Genomic DNA, 26000 nt, shown 5'->3' with positions numbered 1-26000 from the left:
CATGGTCATCGACCAAAAAGCGTGTTTTTGCCTTATTCCGGCGAAAATCGTTGCTATATCTGCCGCCACTGCATTCTCAATTGGGTTAACTGAGTGCGGAGCACCAGCACACAGGCGCATCCTGTCAGGATATCGGCAAGCGGCAAAGCGTAATAAATACCGGTAATGCCCCAGAGCCAGGAAAGAATAAGGAGCAGCGGCACCGTCAGGACGATATAGCGCAATAGCGAGATATACAGCGCGGTTTTAGCGATGCCGATCGATTGAAAATACATCAGGCAGACCTGCTGTAATGCGATAAACGGCATGGAAATATGAAAGATCACAATCGCCAGCGAAGCCACGGCGATGACATGTGGGTCGGTTGAAAAAAACGCCGCCATGGCGCGGGAAAAAAGAAAACAAACGATCGTATAGAGAGCCGCCGCGCCGCAGGCAAGCAGGGATAACTTTTTTACCACTTCGTGGACTCGCTGTATTTTCTTTGCTCCCAGGTTGTAACCGATGATGGCCTGCGAACCCATGCAGAGTCCATTCAGCGGCAGCGAGGCCACCATCAACAAGCGTGATGCGATCCCGACTCCCGCGACCACCGTATCGCCATAATTCATGGCGATACGGTTTAAACAGGAAATGGAGATAACCTGCAACAGCGCGTTTATCGCGGCGGGAAAGCCCACGCTGGCGATGGTTCCAAGTTCTTTTCCATTAGCAAAGCCGACTTTCGGGTTTATCACGCTACGCCCGCAACAAAAATGCACGATATACATCGCCACCGATACGCACTGCCCGATTAACGTGGCGATCCCCGCCCCTTCAATGCCAAAGTCGTAGTAGAAAATGAATAGCGGATCGAGTGCGGCGTTGCAGATGAACGCGGCAAGTTGGGTATGCATACTGAAAGGCGTATTACCTTCGGCGCGAACGATAAAACCGGCGGTCATATTAAGCACGACCAGCACATAGCCAATCAGCAACCAGCGCAAATAACGTTGAGATAATATTAACGTCTCGTTAGTCGCGCCCATAGCGGAAAAAATCTGATGCGAAAAAAACTCAATAAATACGCCAAGCAAAATTGCGCAGACGACACCTAACGCCATCGACGAAAACGCATATTGACTGGCCTTATCCCTATCCCCCGATCCCAGGAAGCGGGAAATAAAGGAAGCCACCCCGGTGCCAAAACAGAGACCAATGCAGGAAACGGCGATGGCGAAGGGAAACGTCAGCGCCATCGCCGCAATCGCTTGCGTGCCCAGACGCCCGATAAAGAATGCGTTCAGAATTTGATACAGAGCGCTGACGCTGACGCCGACGATTGTCGGCAGCGCAAGTCTGGCGATGAGTGGAACAATATCGTCATTAGCCAAGGCGGTAAGGCGCTGAGTATTATCTGCTGTTTTGCTCATATGATATTCCAATGCATGAAATAAAAGGCCGGCGTTATTTCTGCATTTAATGCCTTTTATTAATCAATCGATTGATTAAAAATACGCTCTGATAGTAGATAAAATATGACATGGATCAACAAGAGTATTTTAATTCGCAAATAGCCTTACCAAAAAAATATTATTACCAAGCTAATGAATTTATCAGCGCTAAAATAATCGTTCGTCCCTGGTCTGATAAATAAAACCCGCGTAAATAACGTGTGTGAGATTAATGACAAACCCTCCCCAACCCGTTATTCCACAGTGTGCCTTGCGTTGCAGAGATGCCCGCCTACGCGGGCATGACGGAGGAGAAAAACAAGGTGAATATAGGCCAAATGCTTAACACAGTATCTGCGAAGGCGAGAATGACTGGGCGTAACGGAGGATGACAAGGCGTATTATAGGTTTTGTCAACAGTCTGACCCGCGTAAATAACGCGGGCTTTAGCCTGACATCCAGACGCGAAATAAATTCAGCAGCCGGCGGCGATAAAATCGCCGTTCATACTGACCGGCACCGTGGATGAAAAGAGCAGAACGGTCATAAGCAGCAAAAGCCCTCCCGAGACCGCAAGCATCCGGTATTTTATTTTGCCAAAACCGGCGTGATGTTCACTGCCGTATAATAAAATGGCTTTATCTCTGGATTTAATCACCAGGGTCGCCAGCATGGTGACCGCAAGCGACGTTCCCAACGCCATCGACATAACGGCGGCGATGCCCCAATTAATAATCCCCACGGCATTGGAAAAAACCAGCAAAACAATGGCGCCGGTACAAGGGCGGCTGCCGATAACCAGAATAACCCACAGGGCGGATTTAAGATCGCGCGGGAGCATGCCCGAAGGCAGCCCATGATGATGGCGGCAACCGCAGGCCGAGCCGTTATCCGCCTCGCCGGCTGTTTTTCTCATCAGCAGTATTTCAGGGCGATGCCGCGACGCCGGCATGATTTTTTTTATTTTAAGCGCGGCGGTTTTCGGTCTTGCTTTGTAGCTTCGCAGTAATAAAGTTGCGCCAAAAATACCGATATAAACAGCGCTGATTTTCTCAACATACCAACGGCTTTGACTGAGATCGCCAATGGTGAAATTAAATAATATCGCCAGCGCATAAACAAACAGAATGGCTGCAATCCCCTGCACGATGGCGCCAAGAAATGAAATAAGTCTGGCTGAGGCGGCGTTTTCATCGGAAACGCTCAGATAGGATGAGATAACAAACTTTCCATGACCCGGCCCGATGGCATGTAAAACGCCATATAAGAAACTGGCGACCAACAGTAATATACTGTAAGAAAAATTGTTATTTTGTATCTGTAACAGATACATGATCAAATAACGGTGTAAATAAATTTGAATGCTTAATGTTGTGGCAAGCAACGCCGGCCAAAAGTAGATGCATATAAAGAGTAGTATCAACAGTGTTAAAATAAACAGGGTTAATTTAACATGCTTCTTATTCGACATTCTATTTACCTGAGTCTTGGCGATGAATAGATACTTTAATCTATTCGCGTGGCAGAACAAAATTTGCCAGCGCGACGATTTCGCGGCTATCAACCCAAATGCCTGTTTTCCGTTATTCCGGCGAAAAGCAGAGGCTAATCTCGCTACAGCTTTCGCAGGAGGGCGAACGGCAGATCAACTCGCCGTCCTGGGCCAGGCAAATCTGACGATAAAAGAACTTTTTCCAGCGCATGTTGTTAGCATTCATATCCACCAGCGGTGCAAAACAGACGCTCATGAGCTGACGCAGCTCCGAGCGCGACGCCAACCCGAGATCCTGCCACAGGTGATTAAACCCCATGGAGGCGCCGGCGATTAACCGGTGCATCGGCGCGGCGGGCTGCGCCATATATTGCTCAAGCCAGTCGGCAAGCTGCTCGCACTCCTGCCGACGCGGCGCCAGTAAACCGCTCAGTAGTTCATCCCGCTGGCGCCAGCGCGGCGGGCGCGGCGTTTCAGTCAGCCCGACGCGCTGCAATAACGCCTGCCAGGCGACGTCATCCAGATTCATCTGCGTCGGAAAACGGGATCGGCCGCGCAGGTGATTGTCGACCAGATAGCGTAACCAGCCATCCGGGGTCTGCATCAGCGCCATTACGCCACCCCCTTGCGACCGGCCTCCGACTCCGACGAAAGGCGTCCGGCGCGCCACTGCTCCAGCGTTTCACGCACCGGTTGCCAGGCACCGTCGATATAAGGTTCGATGCCTGCGGACTCAAGACGTTGCCAGGGCGTCATGCCGATGCGGGCGCAGAATACCGCCCTGACGTCTGACAGCAGCGCGATAACCCGTTCGAGGCGCGCTTCCGGCTCATCTTCCCCGCAGTCAGCGGCGCCCTGACAATACCGTTGGGTAAACCGTTCGCCAAGCGGGATGATGCCGGCGCGGGAAATGCTGAAAATATGAAAACGATCGACGTGGCCGAAATGCTGATCGATCACGTCGCCTTTGCCGCTCGCCACCGCCACGAGACAGGCGTCCGGCTCTTCAGATTCGCCCTGCGAGGCGATGCTGGCCTGAATACTGGCCCGGCGAAACAGCGACGACAGCATGGGTTCGGCGTGTTGCGGCAACGAAGCGAGCGGGAACTCCTGACTGCGGTCGTCTCCCAGCATGCCGATGGCATCGGCGCGGCACTGACGGCAATGCGCCATCTGCGGCATATGGCGACCGCACTGGCTGCGCACCTCGCCCAGTTCATCCGCATCCGGCTCGCGCATGCCTTCCAGACCAAAACGCGTGCCGTGTTCCGGCCTGGCGATCAGCGGCATGACGTTATGCAGCACCGCGCCCCACTGGCGCGCCTGCAAACTGACGTCATGCAGGTGTGCGGCGTTGATGTCCGGAATCAATACCGAATTGACCTTTACCATGACGCCGCGCTCGGCCAGCTTGCGGATGCCCTCGCCCTGCCGCTCTATCAGCAAGTCGGCGGCAATGCGCCCGTGCAGTTTGTCGCCCTCGTACCACAGGTGGGGGTAGATTTTTTCGGCGATGACCGCATCAATCGCATTCACCGTTACCGTGACGTGATCGACGCCGACGTCGATCAGACGATCGACCACATCAGGCAGCATCAGCCCGTTCGTCGACAGACACAGTTTGATATCCGGCATTTCCGCCCGCAGTCCTTCCAGCGTTTTGAACGTCCGGGCGATATTGGCCAGCGGATCGCCGGGACCGGCGATACCGATCACCGAAAGCTGGGGAATTTGGCTGGCGACATATCTGGCTTTGGCAATCGCCTGCTCCGGCGACAGCAGCTCGGAGACCACGCCGGGACGGGATTCATTACTGCAATCATATTTCCGGTTACAGTAATTGCACTGAAGGTTGCAGGCGGGCGCCACGGCCAGATGCATGCGCGCATAGCGATGATGCGCCCCTGGCGAGTAACACGGATGGCGGGAAACCTTATCCGCCTGTAAAGGTGTAAAGTGTGCGGTGTTCATCGGCCCGCATGAACGTTTGCCTGAAAATGCTGCGTTGTTTGCCATATGCTTAAACCCCGGTAATGAGCGAACCTCATCACTTTCGTGCAAACGCCATGCCGGGCGGAAAAAATAAAAAACAGAGATTAAATAAAGCGTTAGCCGTTGGCGTCGCTGATTCATAACCGACATTGTCGGACAATGTACCGAATACGACATGGGTATGGGATGCCGCCTCCGCCGCGGCGGACGCCGGCTTCGTCTTATATGCGCTGCATATTGATATTCATAATCTGAATACGATAGGCCACCTGCCGGGGCGTCATTCCCAGTAACCGCGCCGCTTTGGCCTGAACCCAACCGGTGCGCTCGAGGGCGGCGATCAGCCGCTGCCGTTCATCCTGAATATTTTCGATATTGGGTTCGCCGCCGGCGCTGGCCGTCAGGTCATTGGCTTTGCCGCGATTGAGCGGCATCAGCGCATTCTCCTTATAGTTGAACAGGATCACATCGCGGTCGATCAATCCGTCCTCAGCCATTACCGCCGCGCGCTCCAGGCAGTTCTCCAGTTCGCGCACGTTGCCCGGCCAGTCATAGTTCATCAACAGCCGCAACGCGCCGTCGCTGATATGCAGTTCGCGCCCCTGCCGTTTACTCAGCTTGGTTAACAGGAACTGCGCCAGATCCGGCACGTCTTCCAGCCGATCCCGCAGCGTCGGCAGGAAAATCGGCATCACATTCAGACGGTAATAAAGGTCTTCGCGAAAGTTGCCGGCGCGCACCTCTTCCTCCAGATTGCGGTTGGTCGCGGCGATAATGCGCACATCCACGTGCAGAGTTTCGTCTCCGCCCACCCGTTCCATTTCGCCTTCCTGTAGGATGCGCAACAATTTGGCCTGAAACGAGGCGCTGCTCTCGCCAATCTCATCCAGAAACAGCGTGCCGCCGTCCGCCAGTTCAAAACGCCCTTTGCGCTGCTTAACCGCGCCGGTAAACGCGCCTTTCTCGTGGCCGAACAGTTCGCTTTCCAGCAGCGAATCCGGCAGGGCCGCGCAGTTGAATTTCACAAAAGGCGTGCCGGCGCGCGGTGAGTTGTAGTGAATGGCGTTGGCGATCATCTCTTTACCGGTGCCGCTCTCGCCGCGGATCAATACCGTGGTGTCCCAGCGCGACACCTGACGCATCATGTCGAAAATGTGCCGCATCGGCTGGCTTTTACCGACGATATTGTCAAAACCGTACTGCTGCTGCACTTTTCTGCGCAGGCTGTCGCGTTCGGTGCGCAGCGCCTCGCTCTCCCCTTTGGCATGGCTGACCAGACGCACGGTTTGCGCAATCAGGTTGGCCACCATTTCCAGGAATCGGGTGCTGGACGGCAGGCGATCTTCATGCAACTCCATCGGCTGCGCGGCCAACACGCCCAATGGCATTTCGTCCGGCCCCGGAATGGGTACGCAGATAAAAGGCAGGGCGTAATCATAAAGATTTAGCCGATCGAGAAAACGCGGATCGTCCGAGACGCGCGGCAGAACCAGAGAAGAACGCTGGCTCATGACGGAACCTAAAATCCCTTCGCCCACCCGATAGCGCACGCCGCGCCCGCCTTTGATAACCTGGGCGTCCGCGCCCTGCAAGGCCTCGATAAACAGCGACGACCGATCCTTATCAAACAGGCACACCATGCCGTATTGCATAAAGGCATGATCGTGCAGCGCCTCAATCATCGACTCCAGCGTTTGTTGCAAATCCAGCGAATGGCTGAGCGCCACGCTGATTTTATGCAGCGCGACCACCTGTTGCTGAAGATCCAGGCGGCGGGCGATGCGTTCTGTCGTTGGAAAGTGAGTCATTTTTTCATCCTCCCAAATTCTCGGCGCCGGCGAGGCATAAACCATCAAGCGGCAGGGCGAGCGTCATCCGTGTGGCGCCCGATGACACATTCTCTACGCTGACGGCGCCGCGCAGCTGCGACGCGATCATCTGAATCAGACGCAGCTCCATGCACTGTCCCGTCGCCAGAATTTCCGCCATCGGATGCGGGGTATCCTGCACGGCTACCGGCAGGTTGTCGCTGATGGAAAAACACAGGCGATGACATTGCCGACCGGCGCGGATTTCGATCACCGCTTCGCCGTCCTCCCGCGGGGGCAGCGTCAGGCAGCGGTCAAGCCACAGGCTGAGCGCGGTAAGCACCAAGGTGCGCTGAGCGCGCAGGGTTAAATCGGGGTCGGAACAGGACCAGAGCAGCCGGCCGGCATTGTTCAGACGAGATTGGTAGAGTTCCGCCAGATCGGTCAGCATGCCGCTCACCGGCCAACTGTCCGGCGCTTCATGATCCATCGCGGGGCGGCATGCCGTCAGGCGCGCGATGGCTTCTTTTCCTTCATTCCATGCCGAGCGCAGCGCGATACTGTCGGCGTTGGGATTCAGGCGCAGGGCGGCGGACAACATATTCAGCGGACAACTGAGCTGAATTAAGGCCGCATCCAGCGTTTCCCGGATCGCCGCCATCATCTTGTTCATATTAATTTGTCGTTCGAGTTGGGTGCGTCGCTCCTGCGTCATTTGCCGCTGCTGCTCCGTGCAATCGACGATCACCACCAGTTGCCGCGGGGGCGCGTTGTCGGTGAAATAGAGGCTGGCTTCCTCATTAACCGCGTGCAGCGGCCAACTGCTTACCGTAAACCAGCGCCGGGCGCCGCGGATAGTCAGCGGCAGCATGGCGGAAGGTTCCGTCTGGTTCAGGCAATCGAGCAATACCAACGGCTCCCGGCCTTCGCAGTCGGCGCTGAGGGTTTTATAGGCCAGATTATCCATAACGATTTTTTGCTGGCCGTCGACCACGACCACCGCCGCCGGAATATTGTTCAGCACGGCGGAAATCAGCGTCATCTGATTACGCACTCGCTGCGCTAACGCGTAACGCTCGCTGATATTCTTATGCATGCCGAGATAGTGTTCGATTTCACCCTGCGCATTGACGATCGGCGAAATGGTGATCTCGGCCAGATAAAGCGACGAATCACGACGGCGGTTAATCAACTGGCCGCTCCAGGAGTCGCCCGCGGTAATCGTCTCCCACATGGAGCGATAAACCGACTCCGGCGTTTGATGACTGGACAACAGGTTGTGATTGGCGCCGATCAGGGTTTGCAGCGTATAACCGCTCATTTCAGCGAACGCCGGGTTGGCATACAGGATGTTCGCCTGCGGATCGGTGATGGAAATCGCGACGGAGGATTGCTCGACCACGGTATGAAAGACGGTCGCATGCAACCCTTTTCCCCCGAAAGAGGAGGTAATCAACTGCACATCGTCCAGGATTAATGATGAACTCATCCGGGCCCCTCCGGTTTGCATTACGGATTCTGTCGGCTTCATGACAAATTGTCAGATTGCAGGACAGCCAGCCGACGACACGAAATAACCATAAAAAAATTGCAAGAATCATTCCTTCCGTGCGGAAAAAGCCATAAACCTTGATCTTGATGGGGGTTTTGGGCCTTATCCGGCGGATTTCGCGTTGTCTGTGAGTGCAATCACATCAGGGATACTGATGGGTTTGCGCATTTTTGGCGCAGGTTTCTGCACGCTGATTGAACATTTATTGTGCCGCATAAACTGGCACGGCTTTCGCAATACCCCATGGGTTATCACGACCTCAGGGGGATAAATGAAAGAGATACTGTTAATCATGCTGACCAATATTCTGGTCAATAATGTTGTGCTGGCGCGCTTTCTGGGGCTCTGTTCCTTTATGGGCGTGACCAATCAGGTCAAGGCCGCCATCGGCATGTCGATGGCGACCACCGTGGTGATCACCCTGTCCGCCGCGCTGGGCTGGGTAATTGAAACCTGGATCCTGATGCCGCTCGATCTCGGCTATCTGCGCCTGCTGTCGGTCATTCTGGTGATTGCGTCGCTGGTCCAGCTAATCGAAATGGTGATAGCGAAATACAGTCCGACGCTCTATCGCACGCTGGGTATCTTTCTTCCGCTGATTACCACCAACTGCGCCGTGCTCGGCGTGGCGCTGCTGGTCCTTCAGGATCATCTCAGCTTCACCCACAGCGTGCTGTTCGGCTTCAGCGCCTCACTGGGGTATTCGCTGGTGATGATCATTTTTGCCGGTTTGCGCGAACGGCAGGCCGTCGCATTGCCCCCGCTGCTGTTTAAAGGCACCCCGCTCAACTTTATTACCGCCAGCATTCTGGCGCTGGCCTTCACCGGCTTTGCCGGCTTGTCGTCATAAGGGGGACGGAGATGCTGATACTGACCTTACTCGCCATCCCGCTGGTATCCGCGCTGATTGGCGCTTTGCTGGGTTATGCCGCGATTTATCTGAAGATAGAAAGCGACCCGATGGTGGATAACATCGTCGCGCTATTGCCGAACGGACAGTGCGGCCAATGCGGTTATCCCGGCTGCCGTCAGGCGGCCGTCGCCATGGCCAGCGGCGAAGCGGCGGTCACCATCTGCTCGCCCGGCGGCGGCGCGGTGGCGCAGCGTATCGCCGCGTTAATGGGCGTCAGCCTGGATGAAAACAGCGTTCAGGGGCCGAGGGTGGCGGTGATCGCCGCGTCCGACTGCGACGGCTGCGGGCGCTGTTTAAAACAATGCGCCTTTGACGCGATCGTCGGCGCGACCCGTCAGTTACACGGCGTGCTCAGCGAAGACTGCACCGGATGCGCGGCGTGCGTCAGCGCCTGTCCTAACCACTGTATTCAGCTTTGCGCCGATCCTCATCTTACCCCTACCGTCGCCAAACCGGGTTTACCGTTCCGGCAGGAGCCTGATTATGCTTAAAGCCCTCACGACGCCTCACGGCGGCATTCGTCCTTACAGCCACAAATCATTAACGCGCGATCTGGCGATCCGTCACCTGCCGATGCCGGACAGGCTGACGCTGCCCTTACGCCAGCATACCGGCGCCGCCGCCATCCCCGAGGTGAGCTTGGGTGACGTTGTCACTCAAGGCCAGCGCCTGGCGCAGCCGTTCGGGCGGATGTCCGCCCCATTGCATAGCCCGGCGAATGGCGTCGTCGCCAAAATCGTCGCCGGCGAATCCGGTTATATTCAGTTGCAGGTTATGCCGTCCGCCGCCCCTGCCTCGCTGCTGGAGACCGCGGAGGACACGCCTGAAGAACGGATGCTGTCGTTAATCGCGCAGGCGGGCATCGTCGGCATGGGCGGCGCGATGTTTCCGGCGGCGGATAAGCTGCGGCTGGCGATGCGTCATGAAATCAAATACCTCATTATCAACGGCGGCGAATGCGAACCCTATATCACCGCCGATGAACGAATGATGCAGGAGCAGGCCGAGTTCCTGCTCGGCGGTATTCGCTATTTGCAGCAGTTGACGAAAGCCCGGCATGTCTACATCGGCATTGAAGACAACAAACGCGAGGCGCTCCAGCGTCTCGATGGCTTGTGTCGGGATGAGGCGGACATCGATGTGGTCGCCCTGCCTTCGCTTTATCCGATGGGATCGTCCAAACAGCTGATTGAAGCGGTAACCGGCCGACAGATTCCGCATAACCGACGTTCCCCTGAAATGGGCGTACTGGTGCAGAATGTCGGCACCTGCATCGCTATTTTCCATGCCATTCGTTTTCGTCAGCCGTTAACCCATCGGGTCATCACCGTCAGCGGCCGGGCGATTGAGCAGCCGGGCAACCTGCTGGTACCCATCGGCACGCCCATCAGCGCCATTATCTCCGCCTGCGGCGGGATGAAGAGCAGCCCGGCGCGCATCATTCTCGGCGGGCCGATGATGGGACGCGCGACGACCGACATCAATGCGCCCATCACCAAAGGCACCAGCGGTCTGCTGCTGCTGACCGAAGACGAAATTCCCCAGCCCCACGCCAGCGCCTGTTTACGCTGCGGCCGTTGCGTCGATGCTTGTCCGATGGGGTTGGCGCCACTGGCCATGCTGGCCGAACTGAAAATAGACGCGCTGAATAACGCGCGCGATCTGGGATTGAACAATTGTTTGCTGTGCGGCTCCTGTTCATGGGTTTGCCCGGCGGTATTGCCGCTGACGCAGTTCTTTGACTGGGGGCAACAGCAGCTCAGGCTGGAAAAACGCCAGCAACAGAAATTGCTGCGCGCCAGCGCCAATAGCCTGCGGCGACAGGAACGCCTGGCGCGCGAGGCGGCGGAAAAAGCCGCCGCGAAAGCGGCCAGACCGTCCCGCCGCCGTAAGACCACCCCCGACGCTCCTATGGAGGGCTCTTCATGCTGACATCTCCTCACGTCCATCAGGGCCTCAGCACGCAAAACCTGATGGTCAAAGTCAATCTGGCGCTGATGCCCGCCGTGCTGCTGGGCATTATCCAGTTCGGCGCGCCGGCGCTGATGCTGATGGTCGCCGGCATCGTTACCGCCCTGCTGTGCGAAGCTATCTGTCTGCGCGTCAATCCGGTATCGCTCGGCCACGTTTTCGACGGCAGCGCATTACTGACCGCGCTGCTGTTTACCCTCAGCCTGCCGCCGCATGCCCCGCTGTGGCTGGGCGCGCTGGGTTGCGCGATCGCCATTCTGCTGGGGAAACATATTTACGGCGGACTGGGGCAAAATCTGTTCAACCCCGCGATGCTGGCGCGCGTGGTGGTGCTGATCGCCTTTCCGGTACAGATGACTCACTGGGTGCTCCCGACGGAATTCTGGCACGGCGCGGTGTATTCCCTGAGCACCGACGGGACGACCGGCGCCACGCTGCTCGGCGCGTTCCGGGAACACGCGCAGGCGCCGTTTTCACTGCAACATGCGCTGATCGGCATCCACAACGGCAGTTTCGGCGAAACCTCCACGCTGTTGCTGGCGCTGGGCGGCCTGTGGTTATTACAACAACGGGTCTTTAGCTGGCATGCGCCGGTCGCCATGCTGGTTGGCTGCCTGCTGCCCGGCACGCTGCAATGGCTGATCGCGCCGCAATCCATCTTGCCGCCGCTGGCGCAGCTGACCACCGGCGGATTGATGCTGGGCGCGGTGTTCATCATCACCGATCCGGTCACCGGCCCCGGCAGCCCGCGCGGTCGGCTTTATTACGGCGCGTTGGCCGGACTGCTGGTCTGGGCTATCCGCAGCTTCGGCAACTATCCCGAAGGGGTGGCGTTTGCGGTATTGCTGGTCAACGCGGTGACCCCGTTGATTGATGGCTGGACTCGCCCGCGCGCCTACGGATATCAAACTCAGAAGGAGAAATAACATGGCTTCAGCCTCTTACGGCGGGCTGCGTTGGCCGCCGCGCAGCCATCCGCTGAACCTGAGTTTATTACTTGGCGTTTTTACCCTGCTGATCAGCCTGATGATCGGCGGCGTCTGGTGGGCGACCTATAACGAGATTGAATTGCGTCATCAGGAAGATACCCAGCGCCAGCTCGCGGCCGTCTTCCCCTCTGAATTGCATGACAATGCGCTGAGCGACAGCGACGTCACCTTGCAGTTGGAGGGGCAGTCGGTGCGGGTTTACCGCGCCACGCTGCAAGGCCGGCCCAGCGGCGTAGTGATGTTCGGCGCCGAAAAAGGCTACAGCGGCGTCATCAGCCTGTTGATTGGCGTCAACGCCAACGGCGAGCTTACCGGCGTACGCGCTATCTCGCATACGGAAACGCCCGGATTGGGCGACAAAATCGAACTGAGCCACAGCGACTGGATCCTGGGTTTTAACGGGAAATCGCTGCAAAACACCGCGGAGAAGCAGTGGCATGTCAAAAAAGACGGCGGCGAATTCGATGCTTTCACCGGCGCCACCATTACTCCGCGCGCGGTCGTGAAAAGCGTTCATCAAACGCTGCTGTTGTTTCAACGCCATCGCGCCGAATTGCTCGGTCTGACGGAGGAAAAAGCCAATGAGTGAAATTACTGCAACCGCGCCGGCGGCGCGCCCCGCCTATCGGGATATTCTCGTCAGCGGGATCTGGACCAATAACGTCACGTTCGTACAGATTCTGGGCTTGTGTCCGCTGATGGCGGTAACGACCACCGCTACCAATGGTTTCGGCATGGGCGTGATGACCATGGCGGTGCTGGCCGGCGCCAATCTGCTGGTATCGCTGTTGCGTCAAATTACCCCGCATCAGATCCGTATCCCGGTGTATATCCTGATTATCTCCAGCCTGGTCACGCTGCTCGACCTGTCGATGAACGCCTGGATGCACGATTTGCATAAGATCCTCGGCCTGTTTATTCCGCTGATTGTGGCGAACTGCGCCCTGCTCGGCCGCGCCGAATCCTTCGCCGCGCATAATCCGCCGTTTGCCGCCACGCTGGACGGCATGGCGACGGGCCTGGGCTTTACGCTCGGACTCACCTCGATGGGCGCGATTCGGGAAATTATCGGCAGCGGCACGCTGTTCAGCGGCGCGGAACAACTGCTGGGGCCGCATTTCCATTTTCTGGAAGTCCACCTGTTGCCGAACTACGGCGGTTTTCTGCTGATGCTGTTGCCGCCGGGCGGTTTTTTGGTCATGGGCTTCATGCTGGCCGGGATCCGCGCGGTGAAGGTGCTGCGCTATGGCCGCGACGTTCTCAAGAAAGAATCCGCGGCCGGTTTGGGTTGCTCTACGGGATGCGGAGGCTGCCACGGATGAAATTCACCATAGCCCACGCCAGCGGTGAAGAAAGCCGCTGCGTCGAGATGGAGATGGCGACCCCCGTCACGCTGCGCGAAGCCTTTCTGGCTTCGCCGCTGTCCGCGCTGTATCCGTGGCTGGATCCGGACAAGCACCGCATGGGGATTTATGGCCGCCTTTGTCCCGCCGACAGCGAAGTACACGAAGGCGATCGGGTGGAAATCTATCTGCCGATTGAACGCGCCGCCCAAGAGGCGGACGACGACGAGTAGTTGAATGGCCTTTTCAGGCGTCCTTTTAAGGAGAATGTAACCATGAGCACTATCGGCATCTTTTTCGGTACCGACACCGGCAAAACCCGCAAGGTAGCCAAACTTATCAAGGCAAAGTTGGGCGATCGGGCGGATGATCCGGTGAATATTAATCGGGCGTCATTAGCCGACCTGTTGGCGTACGAGGTGCTGATCCTCGGCACGCCCACGCTGGGGGACGGGCAGCTTCCCGGTCTGGAGGCGGAATGCATGAGCGAGTCATGGGCCGAATTCGCCGACGAGCTGGCGAACGCCGACCTGAGCGGGAAAACGGTGGCGCTGTTCGGCCTGGGCGATCAGGAAAGCTATCCCGACGCCTTCGTCAACGCGCTGGGCGAGCTGTATGACATCGTCTGCGAAGCCGGCGCCACGGTAGTCGGCGCCTGGCCGGCGGAAGGCTACGCCTTTACCGAATCCAGTGCTCTGGAGGGCGATCGTTTCGTCGGGCTGGTCTTGGATCAGGACAATCAGCAGGCTCTGACGGAGGAGCGCGTCACCCGCTGGGTCAGCGAGCTTCAGGCGGCGATTTGATTTCATGAGCTGATGCAAACCCCGTATCTGCCTACTACGGGGCAAATTTCTTGCGCATTGATAGAAACGGTCGCCCCTTTTTTGATTACTGGTGACTTTATGCACTTTTAGCCAAAATGGCTATTCGAGCCATTTTAGACGCTAGGTGAGGTATGGAAACGATTCCCGCACAACTCGCTAAGAACCAATTTGGTGATTTGCTGATGAAAGCTCAGCGTGAGCCGGTGGAAATTAGCAAGCATGGTACGCCTGTAGTAGAGGCTTGACTGTTTACCTGTTCATCCAGATTGTCCGCCAGTTACGGCTTACCTGCGGATAGCCGTTATCCCTTGCGCCGGCGAAAAGCATTAGCGCAAAATCTCCGCCAGCCACTGGCGCTGATACTGTTGGCGGCGCTTTTCCTGCCACTGTCGGCGGATTTGCGCCAGCGCGTCCGCTTTCGGCAGTTCGCCGGCCGGGCGGATCGCTTCGCACCATAAAACATGCAGCCCCATCGGGCTTGCCGCCACCGGGCTGATATCGTTGGCGGCAAGGGAAAATAACACCGTATCCAACGCCGGATAGAGCACGCCTCGGGTCACCCAGCCGATCTTTCCCCCTTCGGTCGCCGTCGGACATTCAGAAAATCGGCCGGCCAAACGGGGAAAACGGCGCGGATCGATCTGTAAACGGCGTTGCAGCGCGGTGATGCGCTCGGTTGCCGTGACCCTGTCACAATCGGCCTGTGCCTCATCAACCACCAATAGCAAATGATGCGCCAGGCGTTTCTCCGGATGTTGAAAACGATGCCTATTGTGTTGATACCATACATCAATTTCCCGCTCGCTGACCCTGGGCGCCCGGTCGGCCACATTTTCCAACGTGGCGGCGAGGATCGCTTCATGCGCGAGCGCCTGCCGCCGTCCGGCTTCGTCGATGCCGGCGCGGTTCAGCGCGGCATGCCAGGAGGGTTCATCATCGAAGACGCTGCGCAACACGTACTGCGCCGTCATCATATCGTCCTGATCCGCCTTAATCCCCAACCGTTCCGCCTGCTCACGGATTGCCGCTTCCAGCCGATATTGCCGCGCCAGTTGTCCGCTAAACGCTCTTTGTTGTTCACCTCCAAGCTGCCAGGGCAGGCAATGATACAGAGACAGCGATAGCTTCAGTCGGCAATAGCGTTGCCACATCGTCAGGACATGCGGATTACAGATTGTTGTCATGGTCAACCGCCTCCAGCGCATGTTCCGGCACCTGTAATAGCGTGCCGCCGAACAACACGATAAACTGCATGGGATCCTTGTCGCGCTCTACCCCCATCACCTGGCCGACATCCCCGATTTGCACGCGGATTTGCCGGTCGGTGGCCAGCATCATGGCGGCGCAAACCCAGTCGCCATATTGAAATGCGCCATCGACCCACGGCGCCGACGCGGGCAGCAGTTCTTGCTCCCGGCAACCGACGATGCGATCGTCCGCCAGAAAATGAACCTGATAGACGATGTTATCCTGCAAGAAGGTTCCCCATTCACGCACATATCCCACCGTACCGCGTCGCACCAACAGTTCGCCGCGCGCCCTATCCGGGAAGGTTCCGTCATTGCGTATCGTGCGGATCGCCCGCACCGCTTCGCCAAATTCAAAACGCGGCTTCATGCGTTTTCTCCTTCATCCAGTAACAACCAGGGGATAAAACAGCGGGCGGTGCGCTGATAGATCTGCAATTCCGAGCGTTCCCGCAGTTCGCCGCCGACGACGTGCGCATAGCTCGCCAGCAGCATAGAACGCACCTGATCCAGCCGATAGCGCCGACGTTGCAGCGGCGCCATTTCCGGCTCGTCGGCCGGCCGGTATTGTCGTAAACGGCGGTTGAAGGCATGCAGAATATGCAAATGCTTAACCCGCACGCTCTGCTCATCAAACGGAATGGCAAAGAAACGCAGGAAATCCTCCGCGCTCTCCAACTGGCTTATTCCGGGCAGTTCATTAAACCAGTCCATACTTTTCCTCCGTCAAACAACGTTAAGCGCCCTGACCGGTATCTCGCTTATTCCCTGATAAAGTCGGCAAAGCTCGTCCCGGGTGGGCGGGCGCTTGCCCGTTTCGGCAAACAGCCGCAGCGCCTGCTGAATCTGCGGGATCTGCGCGTCGCTGACCGGCAGGCCAAGCTGAGAAAAAATCGCCGCCAGCGCGCGCCGGCCCGAATGTTTTCCCAGCACCAACTGGTGTTCTCGCCCCAGTAGCCGGGGAGGAATGCTCTGGTAGCTTTCCACGCCTTGCAGCAGCCCCGCGACATGGACGCCGGACTCGTGGGTAAACACCCGCTCGCCGACCAACGGTTGCCGATAGGGAATGTTTTCGCCGGCGGCGGCGGCCAGCCGCTGGCATAATGCCGTCAGCTGCGTGGTATCCACATGGGTTTCGCCCAACTGAGTATGCGACAGCCCCAGCACCACCTGCTCCAGCGCGGCGTTGCCCGCCCGCTCGCCCAACCCGAGAATGGTAGTGCTGACGTGGGTGGCGCTCGCGCGCACCGCCGCCAGCGTATTGGCCGTCGCCATGCCAAAGTCGTTGTGGGCATGAATTTCCAACTCGCCCGGCCAATGGCGCCGCAACCGCTGGATCTGTTGCGTGGTTGAAAACGGATCGAGCAATCCCAGGGTATCGGCAAAGCGCATTCGCGCCGCGCCCGCCGCCGTCGCCACCTGGGCGACGGCGGACATGTCTTCCTCGCTGGCCCGCGAGGCGTCTTCGCCGCCGACGCAAACCTGAAGCCCCTGCGCCAGGGCGAACTGGATCAGGTCGCTGAGCCGCTGCAACATTTCCGACCACAGCAGGCCGACTTTGAATTGGCGCAGACAGGCGGAAACCGGCAGCGAAATATCCACCCAGTTCACGCCCAGACGCGCGGCCTGCCGAATATCCTTTTCATCGAGGCGGCACCAGGCCATCAGCGTGATATCCGGCAGCGCCTGGCGAATCTGATAAATGCGCGCGCACTCTTCCTCGCCCATGGCGGGCGTCCCCACTTCCAGCTCGGGAACGCCCGCTTGCGCCAGCGATACGGCAATCGCCAGTTTTTCTGCGGCGCTGAAGGCCACGCCGGGACTTTGCTCGCCATCACGCAACGTGGTGTCATTAACGACGATGGTTTTCATCGGCGGAATCTCCCCGGTTAACCCCAGGCCGGCGTGAATTCACCGGGTTTTCCCTGCTGCCAGTATGGCGATAACGCACGCAAACGATCGATCACCGGCGGAAGCTGCGCGAGTACGTAGTCGATCTCTTTTTCACGCGTATAGCGCGACAGAGAAAAGCGGATGCTGCCGTGCGCGGCGGTATAGGGAATGTTCATCGCGCGCATGACGTGAGACGGCTCCAGCGAACCGGAGGTACAGGCGCTGCCGCTGGACGCCGCAATCCCGACCTGATTCATCATCAGCAGAATGGCTTCCCCTTCAATAAATTCAAACGCGATGTTGAGGGTATTCGGCGTGCGCGGCTGGCCGGCGCCCATCACGCGGGTGCCGGCGATGGTCTGTAATCCGCTTTCCAGTCGGTCGCGCAGCGGCGCGATGCTGGCCGCCATCATCGGCAAATGGATCGCGGCCAATTCGCTTGCCATCCCCATGCCGACGATGCCGGCGATGTTCTCCGTGCCGGCCCGACGGCCGCGTTCCTGATGTCCGCCGCGCAACAGCGGGCGAAAACGGGTTCCGCGCCGCAGCCACAGGCAGCCGGTACCCTTCGGACCGTGAATTTTGTGCGCCGAACACGACAGCATATCGATGCTTGAGTCGGCGAGCGCCACCGGCACTTTCCCCAGCGCCTGCACGGCATCGCAGTGAAACAGAATGCCGTGCTCGTGCGCCGCCTGCGCCATCTGTTCGACGGGGAACAACACCCCGGTTTCATTATTCGCCCACATAACGGTCACCAGCGCGACGCCGTCATGCAGCAAAGCCCGGTACAGGTCCAGATCGAGCGCGCCCTGCTCGTTAACGCCCAGACGGTGAATTTTGTAGCCCTGCCGCTCCAGATGTTCGCACACCGCCAGCGTGGCGGGATGTTCTACGGCGGTGGTGATGATCTCCCGCCGCGCGGGAAAGGCTTCCACCGCGGAAAGAATGGCGGTGGAGGTGGCTTCCGTCGCGCAGGAGGTGAAAATGACCTCGCTGTCGTGGCGGGCGCCGAGAAAGCTGGCCACCTGTTCGCGCGCTCTGGCCAGCGCCCGGCGGGAAGGTTCGCCAAAGTCGTGAATCGACGACGGGTTGCCGTACTGATCCTGTAAAAACGGCAGCATGGCCTCCAGCACCATCGGATCCAGGCGGGTGGTGGCGTTGTTATCCAGATAAATCGGTTTCATGTGCGGCTCCTTAGCTGTCTGACGTCTGAAAAATGACTTCGGCGGGAGCCGGCGTATCCGCCGTCACGCGGATGAAGTAACCCAGCCGCTCCAGCAGTTTCTGTTGCAGCCAGCCCAGCGTCATGTCGGTCATCATGCAGCCGTTGCAACTGCCGGACAGCGCCACGCGCACCTCGTTGTCGGCGACGTCGACCAGCCTGATATCGCCGCCGTCCATCTGGATATGCGGCCGCAGACTGTTAATCACCTCTTCAATGGTCAGCCGGCGTTCGTTTTTTTGCGCTGGCGACGGCTGCCCGGCCGGCGCCTGTGCCGCCGCATCGGCCAGAATGTCGCTCAGCGCCTGTTCGATTTTTTCGTGGCAGGCGGTACAGCCGCCGCCGGCCTTGGTGTAATGGATCACCTCTTCCAGCGTGGTCAGCCCGTTGGTGAGCACCGCGCGCTTGATTTGCCCTTCATCCACGGCGAAACATTTACAGATCAGGGCGCCCTCTTCGTGGTCGTCTTCCAGCGTCTCGCCGCGATAGTTGGCGATCGCCACCCGCAGCGCTTCCTGTCCCATCACCGAGCAGTGCATTTTTTCCGGCGGCAGACCGTCCAGATAATCGGCGATCTCGCGGTTGGTGACGCGAGACGCTTCGTCCAGCGTCTTGCCGATAATCAATTCGGTCAACGCCGATGAGGAGGCAATCGCGCTGCCGCAGCCAAACGTTTGAAATCCGGCTTCCTGAATCACTTCACTGCCGGGATCAACCCGCAGCATCAGCCGCAGGGCGTCGCCGCAGCTGAGCGAACCGACATCGCCGACCGCGTTCGCCTGCTCAACCACACGGGCGTTACGCGGATGAAAGAAATGTTCTTTTACCTTCTCAGAATAATTCCACATGCTCTTACTCCCGTTTATGTACGGCATTTATAATGCGGCTATGCGCACGACCCGCTTTCACACCGACATCCCGGCGGCTGAAATTCAACCCAGACACCTTGCGTATCCGAACTGATGCGCGCCTGCGCCAACTGCCGCCAGTGCAACGCCGAGGCGAAAAACCGCATACCGTCTATTTCGTGGCATTCATCGCCGGGTAATGCCCGATCGCGCCATATCATCCGCAGCGACCAGCCTCGACAGGCATCGCCGCTGACAATCAGCGCCAGACCGGCGGTTGCCGGACGACGCTGCGACTGGCGTTGTCGGAGTTGGCTTAAGGTCGTTGCATCGATGTGAATCATGATTGGGCTCCTGTACCTGACGTTTATCATTGAGCAAATGTGATGCCAGTCACAAAATCATCTTTTATCAACAGGATAGCGCTGAGCATTATTGTTGCGCTGTTGCATAAACGGCGGTAATTGTCGGTTTTGTCGCACAGGCGACAAGCCTTACTCCTCTTCGAACCAGCCGCTTTCCTGCATCATCGTGTTGAAACGGTTGGCGTCTTTTTTACGCCGCGATTTTCTGACCCGGCCGTCGTCGCACAAAGCCTGAGCATCGGCCAGCAGCATGGCAATCGGGGTATTGCGCGCCACGTTGACCGCGCGTACGCCGATCCCCAGCAGTTGCCTGAACGCCGTATCGCCGATGGCCGTGCAGTACAGGGTGAAGCACCCTTCGACCGCGCTGATGCGGCTAATGAGTTTGTCCGCGTTGTGGCCCTGATAAACGGTGAAATCCGCCACCTCCAGCAGTTGCACCTCATCACGACGCACGCCATAGATGGCGAGGCGCGGCGAGGAGCCGAAATGTTGATCGACGACGCGCAAATCAACGCTGGCGAAGGCGATACGGATAATCCAGCTGTCGGCCGACGGGATCGCCAACTGGCGGGTTAAATGTTTCATGGCTTTATCTCCATGACGGGTTCCTGCGTGGCGGCCGGCGGGAATATCTGCTTTAACGGCGAGTGATAAACCGGGAGTTCGTGATGCGCCTGACGCATGGCGTTCGCCAGCTCAAACAGCGTATCGCGCATGCCGGCATAGCCCTGGCGCAGACGGCGAAATTCGCCGATGCGGTCGAACAGCGGGAAACCGATACGCACCAGCGGCAGATGGTATTTCTGCGCCAGCGATGCCGCGTGCGAGTTGGCGCACAGCATGTCGAATGAGTGACATTGTAACTTTTTATCGACATCTTCCAGATCGCCAATCTGCACTTCCGCCACCGGCAAGGACGACAGGCCCGGTTGGTTCGCCGGGGCGACCACGCAGTCAGGCCGGATGCCCTGACTGATGGCGAAGTCCAGCCAGGCGGCCAGCAGATCGCCTTCCGCCGCGATCGCCAGCCGCTTATCCTGTAACCAAATATGGGTATCGATCATCGCATCCTGCAATTGACCGCGTTGACGCGTAATCCAGGGCGGCACGTCGCGGCCTGACAGCTTGTGCAGATGATGGATAAAGGCATCGCACCGATCGAGCGTCATCAGATGCGGCAGCCAGAGCGCGGGGGCGTGGCTGCGGCTTTCCAATAACCTGGCCGCCCGTTGCAACGACACGCCGATGGCGATGGTCGACGCGCTCTGCCCCATCTGTTCCAGCAGACGAACCGGCGTACCGCCCTGGGTCAATGGCGAAAAATCGCCTGCCGCCAGATGGCCGTCCAGCGATGCCGCGAGGTCGGGCAGTACGATCGGTTGCAGGCCGAACGCTTCCACATAGCTGCGGATTTGTTCGTGGTCGCCGGGCGTCAGCATATGCCCCAGCAACAGATTCACCCGCTTTTTGCGTATGACGCTGGCGGGCGGCGCGGCCGGCACACACTGTTCAATCACGCTCTCCAGCACGCTGGCGTAACCGTTCTCCATTGAACCGTAGAAGTCCGGCGAGCTGGCCGTGACCACGGCGACGGACTCATATTTGGGATATTCGGCTCTGAACTGACGCAGCGCGAAGGCCAGATCGGCGCCCTGCGCTTCCGACAGACCGGTGCTCAGCACCACGATCATTTTGGGATTATGGCGTTCGCACAGCAACGCCAGCGCCGCCAGGATATTATCGTTCGAACCCATAATGGTGGTGACCGGATCCATGGCGGTGGTTTGCAGCGGTATGGGATCATGGAAATGCTGAATGAAAAATACCTTGGCGAAGGCGCTGCACCCTTGCGCCCCGTGAACCAGCGGAATGCACCCTTCCAGCCCCATGCCGGCCAGAATAGCCCCCAGCGGCTGTCCGCTTTTTATCGGACTGGTTGCCAGCGGTTTTGTCGATTTTAAAACCTGAGCCATTGACGATCTCCTTCTTCAGCTATGCCAGGGCGCCCGGCGATTGACCTGCGGCCAGATTGGACTTTCCAGCGTCGCGCAAAGCTGACGAGCCAGCGCGACGATCCCCTGATAACCGGCAAAGGCATGCTCCCGTTCCTGATTGATATCCAGAAACGGCAGGCGGGCTTTATAGGCGGTATACATATTGCGTCCGCCGGCAATCATGATGTCGGCGTTGTAGCGATAGGCGGTATCCAGCAACAGACGGGCGTTGCCGTCCTCAAGCATGACGGCGTTGTCGCCCATCAGTTCGCGGATACGGGCTTTATCTTCCTCGGTGGATTTTTTGGTGCCGGTCGCCACCACGTCCAGCCCCAGATCCTGTAAGGCCGACACCACCGACCAGGATTTCACGCCGCCGGTATACAACAGGGCGCGCTTGCCTTTCAGCCGTTGACGGTAGGGTTCCAGCGCCAGCCTGGCGGTCTGCTCTTCCCGGGCGATCAACTGCTCGGTTCTGGCCTGTAACGCGTCATCGTCCAGCAGGCCGGCCAGCGTTCGCAGCGAGGAGGACATTTCCCGCACGCCGTAGAAGCTGCCTTCAAACCAGGGCGTGCCATAGTGCATTTCCAGATGGCGGGCGACGTTGATCAGCGCGCGCGAGCACACCAGCATATTGACTTCGGCGCGGTGCAGGGTCTGAATTTCGGCGAAACGCGCGTCGCCGGAGAGGCTGCCCAGCACGCGGATCCCCAACCGATCCAATAACGGCAGGACATGCCAGAACTCGCCGGCGATGTTGTACTCGCCAATCAGACCGATGCTGTGTCCTTGCGAGGCCGGGATGGCGAAATCGTCCGGCCAGGGCGCGGGTTCGCGCCGACCGATCACCTTTTTCGCCATCATTTCGCCGGCGATGCGGTTGCCCAGATTCTTGCTGCCATAAAACCCGGCGGCATCGATAGCGATCACCGGGATATGATTGACCTGTTCCGCGGCCCGGCACACCGCCTCGATATCATCGCCCTCCATCGCGGGAACGCAGGTGTTGTAAATAAACACCGCGGCCGGATGATAACGCTCGACGATGTGGCGCACCGCATGAAACAAGCGCCGCTCGCCGTGTCCCATAATCACATCCTGCTCGCTCATATCGGTGGTAAATCCCAGCCGGTTAATCAACGGCCCGGAACTGCGGCTGCCGCGATTATCCCAGGAGCTGCCCGCGCAACCGATCGGCCCATGCACCAGATGGGCGACATCCGCAATCGGCAACAGCGCGATCTGCGCGCCGTCGAACGCGCAGCCGCCCGCCGCGGTACCGGGTTTGGGCGCGCTACAGCCGGATTTATGACCGCCGTTATGATCGCAGGCGGGCTGATCCATTAACGCCGCAATCTCACTACTTCTCATGATTCACCTCGGCACGTAATGTGGCTCGGTAAACCCTGCTGCAATTGGCGCGCCAGATGTTAATTAATTGATTTTAAATGAATTGTTATTGTCGGTTGTCCGACAAAACCAACAATGATTGTCAGGTGGAATGCGCTGAGCGAGTCGTCGGCATCGCCGACAGAATAAGATGCTGCATGTAACCGGTAAGCGGAATATCTATAAGCAAGATTCACAGTTAATACTATGCTTTTTATCGTATTCATTAGATTAAACAACAGGACAGACTGTCATGCAGGACTATGCAACATCCCCGGTAAATTCCTCTTCCGTTAATTCTCAAACGCTCATCCGCACCCTGACCGGCATTGTCGGCAAATCTCATATCCTGACCGATAAAAATAAAACCGAGCGTTATCGCAAAGGCTTCCGTTCCGGTCAGGGGGATGCGCTGGCGGTGGTCTCTCCCGCCTCGCTGCTTGAACAGTGGAAGGTCTTCAAAGCCAGCATCGAGGCCGGGCGTATCGTGCTGATGCAGGCGGCCAATACCGGCCTGACCGAAGGCTCCACGCCGAGCGGCGACGGTTATGACCGCGAAATCGTGATCATCAACACCCTGCGGCTGGATAAAGTCCAGTTGCTGGATAAGGGGCGACAGGTAGTGGCGCTGCCGGGCAGCACGCTGTGGCATCTGGAGCGGGTATTGAAACCGCTGGGACGCGAGCCGCATTCGGTGATCGGTTCTTCCTGCATCGGCGCCTCGGTCATTGGCGGCATTTGCAACAACTCCGGCGGTTCGCTGGTGCATCGCGGCCCGGCCTACACCGAAATGGCGCTTTACGGTCGGGTTAACGAACAGGGACAGGTCGAACTGATTAACCATTTGGGGATTAATCTGGGCGATTCGCCGGAAGAGATCCTGACCCGACTGGAGTCGCAGCAATACCAGCCTCAGGATGTGACTTACGACGAACGGCAGGCATCCGACCATGAGTACGTCGAGCGTGTCCGCGATGTGGATGCCGATACCCCTTCCCGTTTTAATGCCGATGAACGGCGTTTGTTTGAGGCCGCGGGCTGCGCCGGCAAACTGTCGGTTTTCGCCGTTCGACTGGATACCTTTCCGGCGGAAAAATCCCAGCAGGTGTTCTATATCGGCACCAATCAGCCGCAGGTATTGACCGAATTGCGCCGTCATATCCTCGCCGAGTTTAAAAACCTGCCGATCGCCGGCGAATATCTGCACCGCGATATGTTTGATATCGCAGAAATATACGGTAAAGACACCTTTCTCATGATCGATAAACTCGGCACCGACAAAATGCCGATGTTCTTTAACCTGAAAGGCCGGATGGACGCCATCTTCGGCAAAATACCTTTTCTGCCGTCGCATCTGGTGGATCGCACCATGCAGTTCCTTAGTCGTCTGCTGCCTTCCCCGCTGCCGGCCCGGATGAAAACCTATCGCGACCGCTTTGAACACCATCTGATGCTGAAAATGGCCGGCGACGGCATTGATGAAGCGCATCGCTGGCTGGAACACTATTTCCGCGAGGCCGACGGCGAATTTTTCGTCTGCACGCAGGAAGAAGGCGCCAAGGCCTTTCTGCATCGTTTTGCCGCGGCGGGCGCCGCGATCCGCTATCACGCGGTACACAGCAAAGAGGTGGAAAATATCCTGCCGCTGGATATCGCTTTGCGGCGCAACGATCGGGAATGGTTTGAGCACCTGCCGGCGGAAATCAACGACATGCTGGTACATAAGCTGTATTACGGCCACTTCATGTGCCACGTTTTCCATCAGGATTACATCGTGAAGAAAGGCGTGGATATCCATAAGCTGAAAGAGAAAATGCTGGCCCTGCTCGACCAGCGCGGCGCGGAGTACCCGGCCGAACATAACGTCGGTCATCTGTACAAAGCCAAGCCGCAGTTGAAGGCGTTTTATCAGCAAAACGATCCAACCAATAGCCTGAATCCCGGCATCGGCAAAACGTCCAAACTGAAAAACTGGGGCTGTGGTTGCGGCGATGAACATCACTCGGGGGATTGAGGGCTAATTGGCCGCATAACTTCCTTGAACAGGCGCAGAGCGTGCGTTGAATGTGTCGCCTGTTCAATCGGTTGTGTTCGGCTTGTCGGTAATATACAGTTAATGCTATTTTATGATGGGCTAAAGGCGAAAAGGATCTCTATGAGATCTTTTTCATGGGGGTAATAAATCAGGGCTAAGAATGTTCTAGCCCTACATTACTATTTAATTAATAGGTTTTCTATAAGCATGCTTATTTATAATTTATTGACATAATTATGAAAAAATATTTTTACACCTTTGTATCTCTATTTCTTTCTGCATGCAGTGCAAATCTGTCGTTTATGCCAGAGGGAGGTCGTTTGGAGGATGCTCAGGTGGGGAAGATATATTCATCGAGAGTGACGATTGATGGTGGCCATGTAATCAACCTTCCCGATATTATTCCATTGGAGCCTGGTGATTCTGGATTGCTGGCGACTCCGTGTAAATTATCAAATGAAAAAACAAACAAAAATACAAGGCTATTTGTAGATTATAATTGTGTGGATATTAAAGGAATCCCAGTTATGGCTGGCGAGATAAAACTTAATTTAACTGGTGGGGTAATTGGCGGAATGTATACCAAGGCAACGCCATTTAAAAAGGTTTTTATTATAAAAATAAAGCCATAGTAAAGATGATACGAACTTTGTCATAATAACAGGCGGCGCGACGGACTTGCCC

Annotated in this window: 26 protein-coding genes and 1 pseudogene; 11 read left to right on the top strand and 16 right to left on the bottom strand. The window is 57.5% G+C overall.

Annotation, left to right across the window (positions count from 1 at the left end; genetic code table 11):
- Window positions 1-53: 53 nt before the first annotated feature.
- The 6 genes from ABRZ26_RS01155 to nifL all read right to left on the bottom strand — a co-directional run bounded on the left by ABRZ26_RS01155 (window position 54) and on the right by nifL (window position 8214).
- Window positions 54-1412 carry an MATE family efflux transporter gene (locus tag ABRZ26_RS01155; RefSeq protein WP_319602424.1) on the bottom strand — a complete coding sequence of 453 codons (1359 nt, stop codon included), beginning with the start codon at window positions 1410-1412 and terminating at the stop codon, window positions 54-56.
- Between the two features lie 496 nt (window positions 1413-1908).
- Window positions 1909-2766: a nickel/cobalt transporter gene (locus tag ABRZ26_RS01150; protein WP_319602423.1), complete on the bottom strand. Its 858-nt coding sequence runs from the start codon at window positions 2764-2766 to the stop codon at window positions 1909-1911.
- Window positions 2767-3016: 250 nt separating this feature from the next.
- Complete coding sequence (locus tag ABRZ26_RS01145) at window positions 3017-3529, bottom strand: nitrogen fixation protein NifQ (RefSeq protein ID WP_413556083.1); 513 nt, start codon at window positions 3527-3529, stop codon at window positions 3017-3019.
- A gap of 8 nt (window positions 3530-3537) precedes the next feature.
- A complete protein-coding gene (gene nifB, locus ABRZ26_RS01140; RefSeq protein WP_319602421.1) occupies window positions 3538-4941 on the bottom strand; it encodes a nitrogenase cofactor biosynthesis protein NifB in 1404 nt (467 codons plus the stop codon).
- A gap of 197 nt (window positions 4942-5138) precedes the next feature.
- Complete coding sequence (gene nifA / locus ABRZ26_RS01135) at window positions 5139-6725, bottom strand: nif-specific transcriptional activator NifA (protein WP_319602420.1); 1587 nt, start codon at window positions 6723-6725, stop codon at window positions 5139-5141.
- A gap of 4 nt (window positions 6726-6729) precedes the next feature.
- Window positions 6730-8214: a nitrogen fixation negative regulator NifL gene (gene nifL / locus ABRZ26_RS01130; protein WP_319602419.1), complete on the bottom strand. Its 1485-nt coding sequence runs from the start codon at window positions 8212-8214 to the stop codon at window positions 6730-6732.
- 334 nt (window positions 8215-8548) lie between these two features.
- Between nifL and rsxA the strand changes: the two genes are divergently transcribed.
- The 9 genes and pseudogenes from rsxA to ABRZ26_RS01085 form a co-directional block, all read left to right on the top strand.
- On the top strand, window positions 8549-9127 hold the full coding sequence (gene rsxA / locus ABRZ26_RS01125) for an electron transport complex subunit RsxA (RefSeq protein WP_319602418.1): 579 nt from the start codon (window positions 8549-8551) through the stop codon (window positions 9125-9127).
- Window positions 9128-9138: 11 nt separating this feature from the next.
- Window positions 9139-9681, top strand: a complete 543-nt coding sequence (locus ABRZ26_RS01120) for an RnfABCDGE type electron transport complex subunit B (protein WP_319602417.1) — start codon at window positions 9139-9141, stop codon at window positions 9679-9681.
- Complete coding sequence (gene rsxC / locus ABRZ26_RS01115; RefSeq protein ID WP_319602416.1) at window positions 9674-11122, top strand: electron transport complex subunit RsxC; 1449 nt, start codon at window positions 9674-9676, stop codon at window positions 11120-11122. Before ABRZ26_RS01120 ends, rsxC begins: the two co-directional genes overlap by 8 nt.
- Complete coding sequence (locus ABRZ26_RS01110; RefSeq protein ID WP_319602415.1) at window positions 11116-12087, top strand: RnfABCDGE type electron transport complex subunit D; 972 nt, start codon at window positions 11116-11118, stop codon at window positions 12085-12087. The genes rsxC and ABRZ26_RS01110 overlap by 7 nt, the downstream gene beginning before the upstream one ends.
- A 1-nt stretch (window position 12088) precedes the next feature.
- On the top strand, window positions 12089-12739 hold the full coding sequence (gene rsxG, locus ABRZ26_RS01105) for an electron transport complex subunit RsxG (protein ID WP_319602414.1): 651 nt from the start codon (window positions 12089-12091) through the stop codon (window positions 12737-12739).
- Window positions 12732-13472 (top strand): electron transport complex subunit E, encoded by a 741-nt coding sequence (locus tag ABRZ26_RS01100; protein ID WP_319602413.1) that lies wholly within the window; start codon window positions 12732-12734, stop codon window positions 13470-13472. Before rsxG ends, ABRZ26_RS01100 begins: the two co-directional genes overlap by 8 nt.
- Entirely contained in the window at window positions 13469-13726 is a 258-nt protein-coding gene (locus tag ABRZ26_RS01095; RefSeq protein WP_319602412.1) for an RnfH family protein, read from the top strand. The genes ABRZ26_RS01100 and ABRZ26_RS01095 overlap by 4 nt, the downstream gene beginning before the upstream one ends.
- Before the next feature lie 42 nt (window positions 13727-13768).
- On the top strand, window positions 13769-14296 hold the full coding sequence (locus ABRZ26_RS01090) for a flavodoxin (protein WP_319602411.1): 528 nt from the start codon (window positions 13769-13771) through the stop codon (window positions 14294-14296).
- A 152-nt stretch (window positions 14297-14448) separates the two neighbouring features.
- Window positions 14449-14550 (top strand): annotated as a pseudogene (locus tag ABRZ26_RS01085) (type II toxin-antitoxin system prevent-host-death family antitoxin); the annotation flags it as partial.
- 93 nt (window positions 14551-14643) lie between these two features.
- Here the strand turns inward: ABRZ26_RS01085 and nifM are convergent.
- The 10 genes from nifM to nifE form a co-directional block, all read right to left on the bottom strand.
- Entirely contained in the window at window positions 14644-15501 is an 858-nt protein-coding gene (gene nifM, locus ABRZ26_RS01080; protein ID WP_319602410.1) for a nitrogen fixation protein NifM, read from the bottom strand.
- Window positions 15485-15934, bottom strand: coding sequence for a nitrogen fixation protein NifZ (locus ABRZ26_RS01075; protein WP_319602409.1), 450 nt, complete (start codon window positions 15932-15934; stop codon window positions 15485-15487). Before ABRZ26_RS01075 ends, nifM begins: the two co-directional genes overlap by 17 nt.
- Window positions 15931-16278: a nitrogenase-stabilizing/protective protein NifW gene (locus tag ABRZ26_RS01070; protein WP_319602408.1), complete on the bottom strand. Its 348-nt coding sequence runs from the start codon at window positions 16276-16278 to the stop codon at window positions 15931-15933. Before ABRZ26_RS01070 ends, ABRZ26_RS01075 begins: the two co-directional genes overlap by 4 nt.
- 12 nt (window positions 16279-16290) lie before the next feature.
- On the bottom strand, window positions 16291-17436 hold the full coding sequence (gene nifV, locus ABRZ26_RS01065) for a homocitrate synthase (RefSeq protein WP_319602407.1): 1146 nt from the start codon (window positions 17434-17436) through the stop codon (window positions 16291-16293).
- Window positions 17437-17453: 17 nt separating this feature from the next.
- The gene (nifS, locus tag ABRZ26_RS01060; RefSeq protein WP_319602406.1) at window positions 17454-18644 is read right to left on the bottom strand and encodes a cysteine desulfurase NifS; all 1191 of its coding nucleotides are present in this window, start codon (window positions 18642-18644) and stop codon (window positions 17454-17456) included.
- Window positions 18645-18654: 10 nt separating this feature from the next.
- Window positions 18655-19530, bottom strand: coding sequence for a Fe-S cluster assembly protein NifU (gene nifU / locus ABRZ26_RS01055; protein ID WP_319602405.1), 876 nt, complete (start codon window positions 19528-19530; stop codon window positions 18655-18657).
- Window positions 19531-19568: 38 nt separating this feature from the next.
- The gene (locus ABRZ26_RS01050) at window positions 19569-19874 is read right to left on the bottom strand and encodes a hypothetical protein (RefSeq protein ID WP_319602404.1); all 306 of its coding nucleotides are present in this window, start codon (window positions 19872-19874) and stop codon (window positions 19569-19571) included.
- Between the two features lie 150 nt (window positions 19875-20024).
- Window positions 20025-20483: a NifB/NifX family molybdenum-iron cluster-binding protein gene (locus ABRZ26_RS01045; RefSeq protein ID WP_319602403.1), complete on the bottom strand. Its 459-nt coding sequence runs from the start codon at window positions 20481-20483 to the stop codon at window positions 20025-20027.
- Complete coding sequence (gene nifN / locus ABRZ26_RS01040; RefSeq protein WP_319602402.1) at window positions 20480-21871, bottom strand: nitrogenase iron-molybdenum cofactor biosynthesis protein NifN; 1392 nt, start codon at window positions 21869-21871, stop codon at window positions 20480-20482. Before nifN ends, ABRZ26_RS01045 begins: the two co-directional genes overlap by 4 nt.
- 15 nt (window positions 21872-21886) lie before the next feature.
- Window positions 21887-23263, bottom strand: coding sequence for a nitrogenase iron-molybdenum cofactor biosynthesis protein NifE (gene nifE, locus ABRZ26_RS01035; RefSeq protein ID WP_319602401.1), 1377 nt, complete (start codon window positions 23261-23263; stop codon window positions 21887-21889).
- Between the two features lie 271 nt (window positions 23264-23534).
- Here nifE and dld point away from each other — a divergent pair, with 271 nt between their 5' ends.
- Window positions 23535-25295 carry a D-lactate dehydrogenase gene (gene dld, locus ABRZ26_RS01030; protein WP_319602400.1) on the top strand — a complete coding sequence of 587 codons (1761 nt, stop codon included), beginning with the start codon at window positions 23535-23537 and terminating at the stop codon, window positions 25293-25295.
- A 257-nt stretch (window positions 25296-25552) separates the two neighbouring features.
- Complete coding sequence (locus ABRZ26_RS01025; RefSeq protein ID WP_319602399.1) at window positions 25553-25948, top strand: hypothetical protein; 396 nt, start codon at window positions 25553-25555, stop codon at window positions 25946-25948.
- Window positions 25949-26000: the final 52 nt, after the last annotated feature.

Origin of the sequence: Brenneria sp. L4-2C (genome assembly GCF_040240335.1) — a bacterium.
GTDB lineage: Bacteria > Pseudomonadota > Gammaproteobacteria > Enterobacterales > Enterobacteriaceae > Brenneria.
This window is presented reverse-complemented; position numbering and strand designations above follow the sequence as displayed.

Bases quoted from the DNA above. Each gene is read 5' to 3' on its own strand.
- ABRZ26_RS01150 (WP_319602423.1), bottom strand. From the start codon at position 2,766: ATGTATCTGTTACAGATACAAAATAACAATTTTTCTTACAGTATATTA.
- nifS (WP_319602406.1), bottom strand. From the start codon at position 18,644: ATGAAACCGATTTATCTGGATAACAACGCCACCACCCGCCTGGATCCG.
- nifM (WP_319602410.1), bottom strand. From the start codon at position 15,501: ATGACAACAATCTGTAATCCGCATGTCCTGACGATGTGGCAACGCTAT.
- ABRZ26_RS01075 (WP_319602409.1), bottom strand. From the start codon at position 15,934: ATGAAGCCGCGTTTTGAATTTGGCGAAGCGGTGCGGGCGATCCGCACG.
- rsxG (WP_319602414.1), top strand. From the start codon at position 12,089: ATGGCTTCAGCCTCTTACGGCGGGCTGCGTTGGCCGCCGCGCAGCCAT.
- ABRZ26_RS01120 (WP_319602417.1), top strand. From the start codon at position 9,139: ATGCTGATACTGACCTTACTCGCCATCCCGCTGGTATCCGCGCTGATT.
- ABRZ26_RS01090 (WP_319602411.1), top strand. From the start codon at position 13,769: ATGAGCACTATCGGCATCTTTTTCGGTACCGACACCGGCAAAACCCGC.
- nifB (WP_319602421.1), bottom strand. From the start codon at position 4,941: ATGGCAAACAACGCAGCATTTTCAGGCAAACGTTCATGCGGGCCGATG.
- ABRZ26_RS01110 (WP_319602415.1), top strand. From the start codon at position 11,116: ATGCTGACATCTCCTCACGTCCATCAGGGCCTCAGCACGCAAAACCTG.
- ABRZ26_RS01095 (WP_319602412.1), top strand. From the start codon at position 13,469: ATGAAATTCACCATAGCCCACGCCAGCGGTGAAGAAAGCCGCTGCGTC.
- nifE (WP_319602401.1), bottom strand. From the start codon at position 23,263: ATGAGAAGTAGTGAGATTGCGGCGTTAATGGATCAGCCCGCCTGCGAT.
- ABRZ26_RS01070 (WP_319602408.1), bottom strand. From the start codon at position 16,278: ATGGACTGGTTTAATGAACTGCCCGGAATAAGCCAGTTGGAGAGCGCG.
- dld (WP_319602400.1), top strand. From the start codon at position 23,535: ATGCAGGACTATGCAACATCCCCGGTAAATTCCTCTTCCGTTAATTCT.
- rsxA (WP_319602418.1), top strand. From the start codon at position 8,549: ATGAAAGAGATACTGTTAATCATGCTGACCAATATTCTGGTCAATAAT.
- nifN (WP_319602402.1), bottom strand. From the start codon at position 21,871: ATGGCTCAGGTTTTAAAATCGACAAAACCGCTGGCAACCAGTCCGATA.
- ABRZ26_RS01155 (WP_319602424.1), bottom strand. From the start codon at position 1,412: ATGAGCAAAACAGCAGATAATACTCAGCGCCTTACCGCCTTGGCTAAT.
- ABRZ26_RS01145 (WP_413556083.1), bottom strand. From the start codon at position 3,529: ATGCAGACCCCGGATGGCTGGTTACGCTATCTGGTCGACAATCACCTG.
- rsxC (WP_319602416.1), top strand. From the start codon at position 9,674: ATGCTTAAAGCCCTCACGACGCCTCACGGCGGCATTCGTCCTTACAGC.
- ABRZ26_RS01100 (WP_319602413.1), top strand. From the start codon at position 12,732: ATGAGTGAAATTACTGCAACCGCGCCGGCGGCGCGCCCCGCCTATCGG.
- nifL (WP_319602419.1), bottom strand. From the start codon at position 8,214: ATGAGTTCATCATTAATCCTGGACGATGTGCAGTTGATTACCTCCTCT.
- ABRZ26_RS01045 (WP_319602403.1), bottom strand. From the start codon at position 20,483: ATGAAACATTTAACCCGCCAGTTGGCGATCCCGTCGGCCGACAGCTGG.
- nifV (WP_319602407.1), bottom strand. From the start codon at position 17,436: ATGAAAACCATCGTCGTTAATGACACCACGTTGCGTGATGGCGAGCAA.
- ABRZ26_RS01025 (WP_319602399.1), top strand. From the start codon at position 25,553: ATGAAAAAATATTTTTACACCTTTGTATCTCTATTTCTTTCTGCATGC.
- ABRZ26_RS01050 (WP_319602404.1), bottom strand. From the start codon at position 19,874: ATGATTCACATCGATGCAACGACCTTAAGCCAACTCCGACAACGCCAG.
- nifU (WP_319602405.1), bottom strand. From the start codon at position 19,530: ATGTGGAATTATTCTGAGAAGGTAAAAGAACATTTCTTTCATCCGCGT.
- nifA (WP_319602420.1), bottom strand. From the start codon at position 6,725: ATGACTCACTTTCCAACGACAGAACGCATCGCCCGCCGCCTGGATCTT.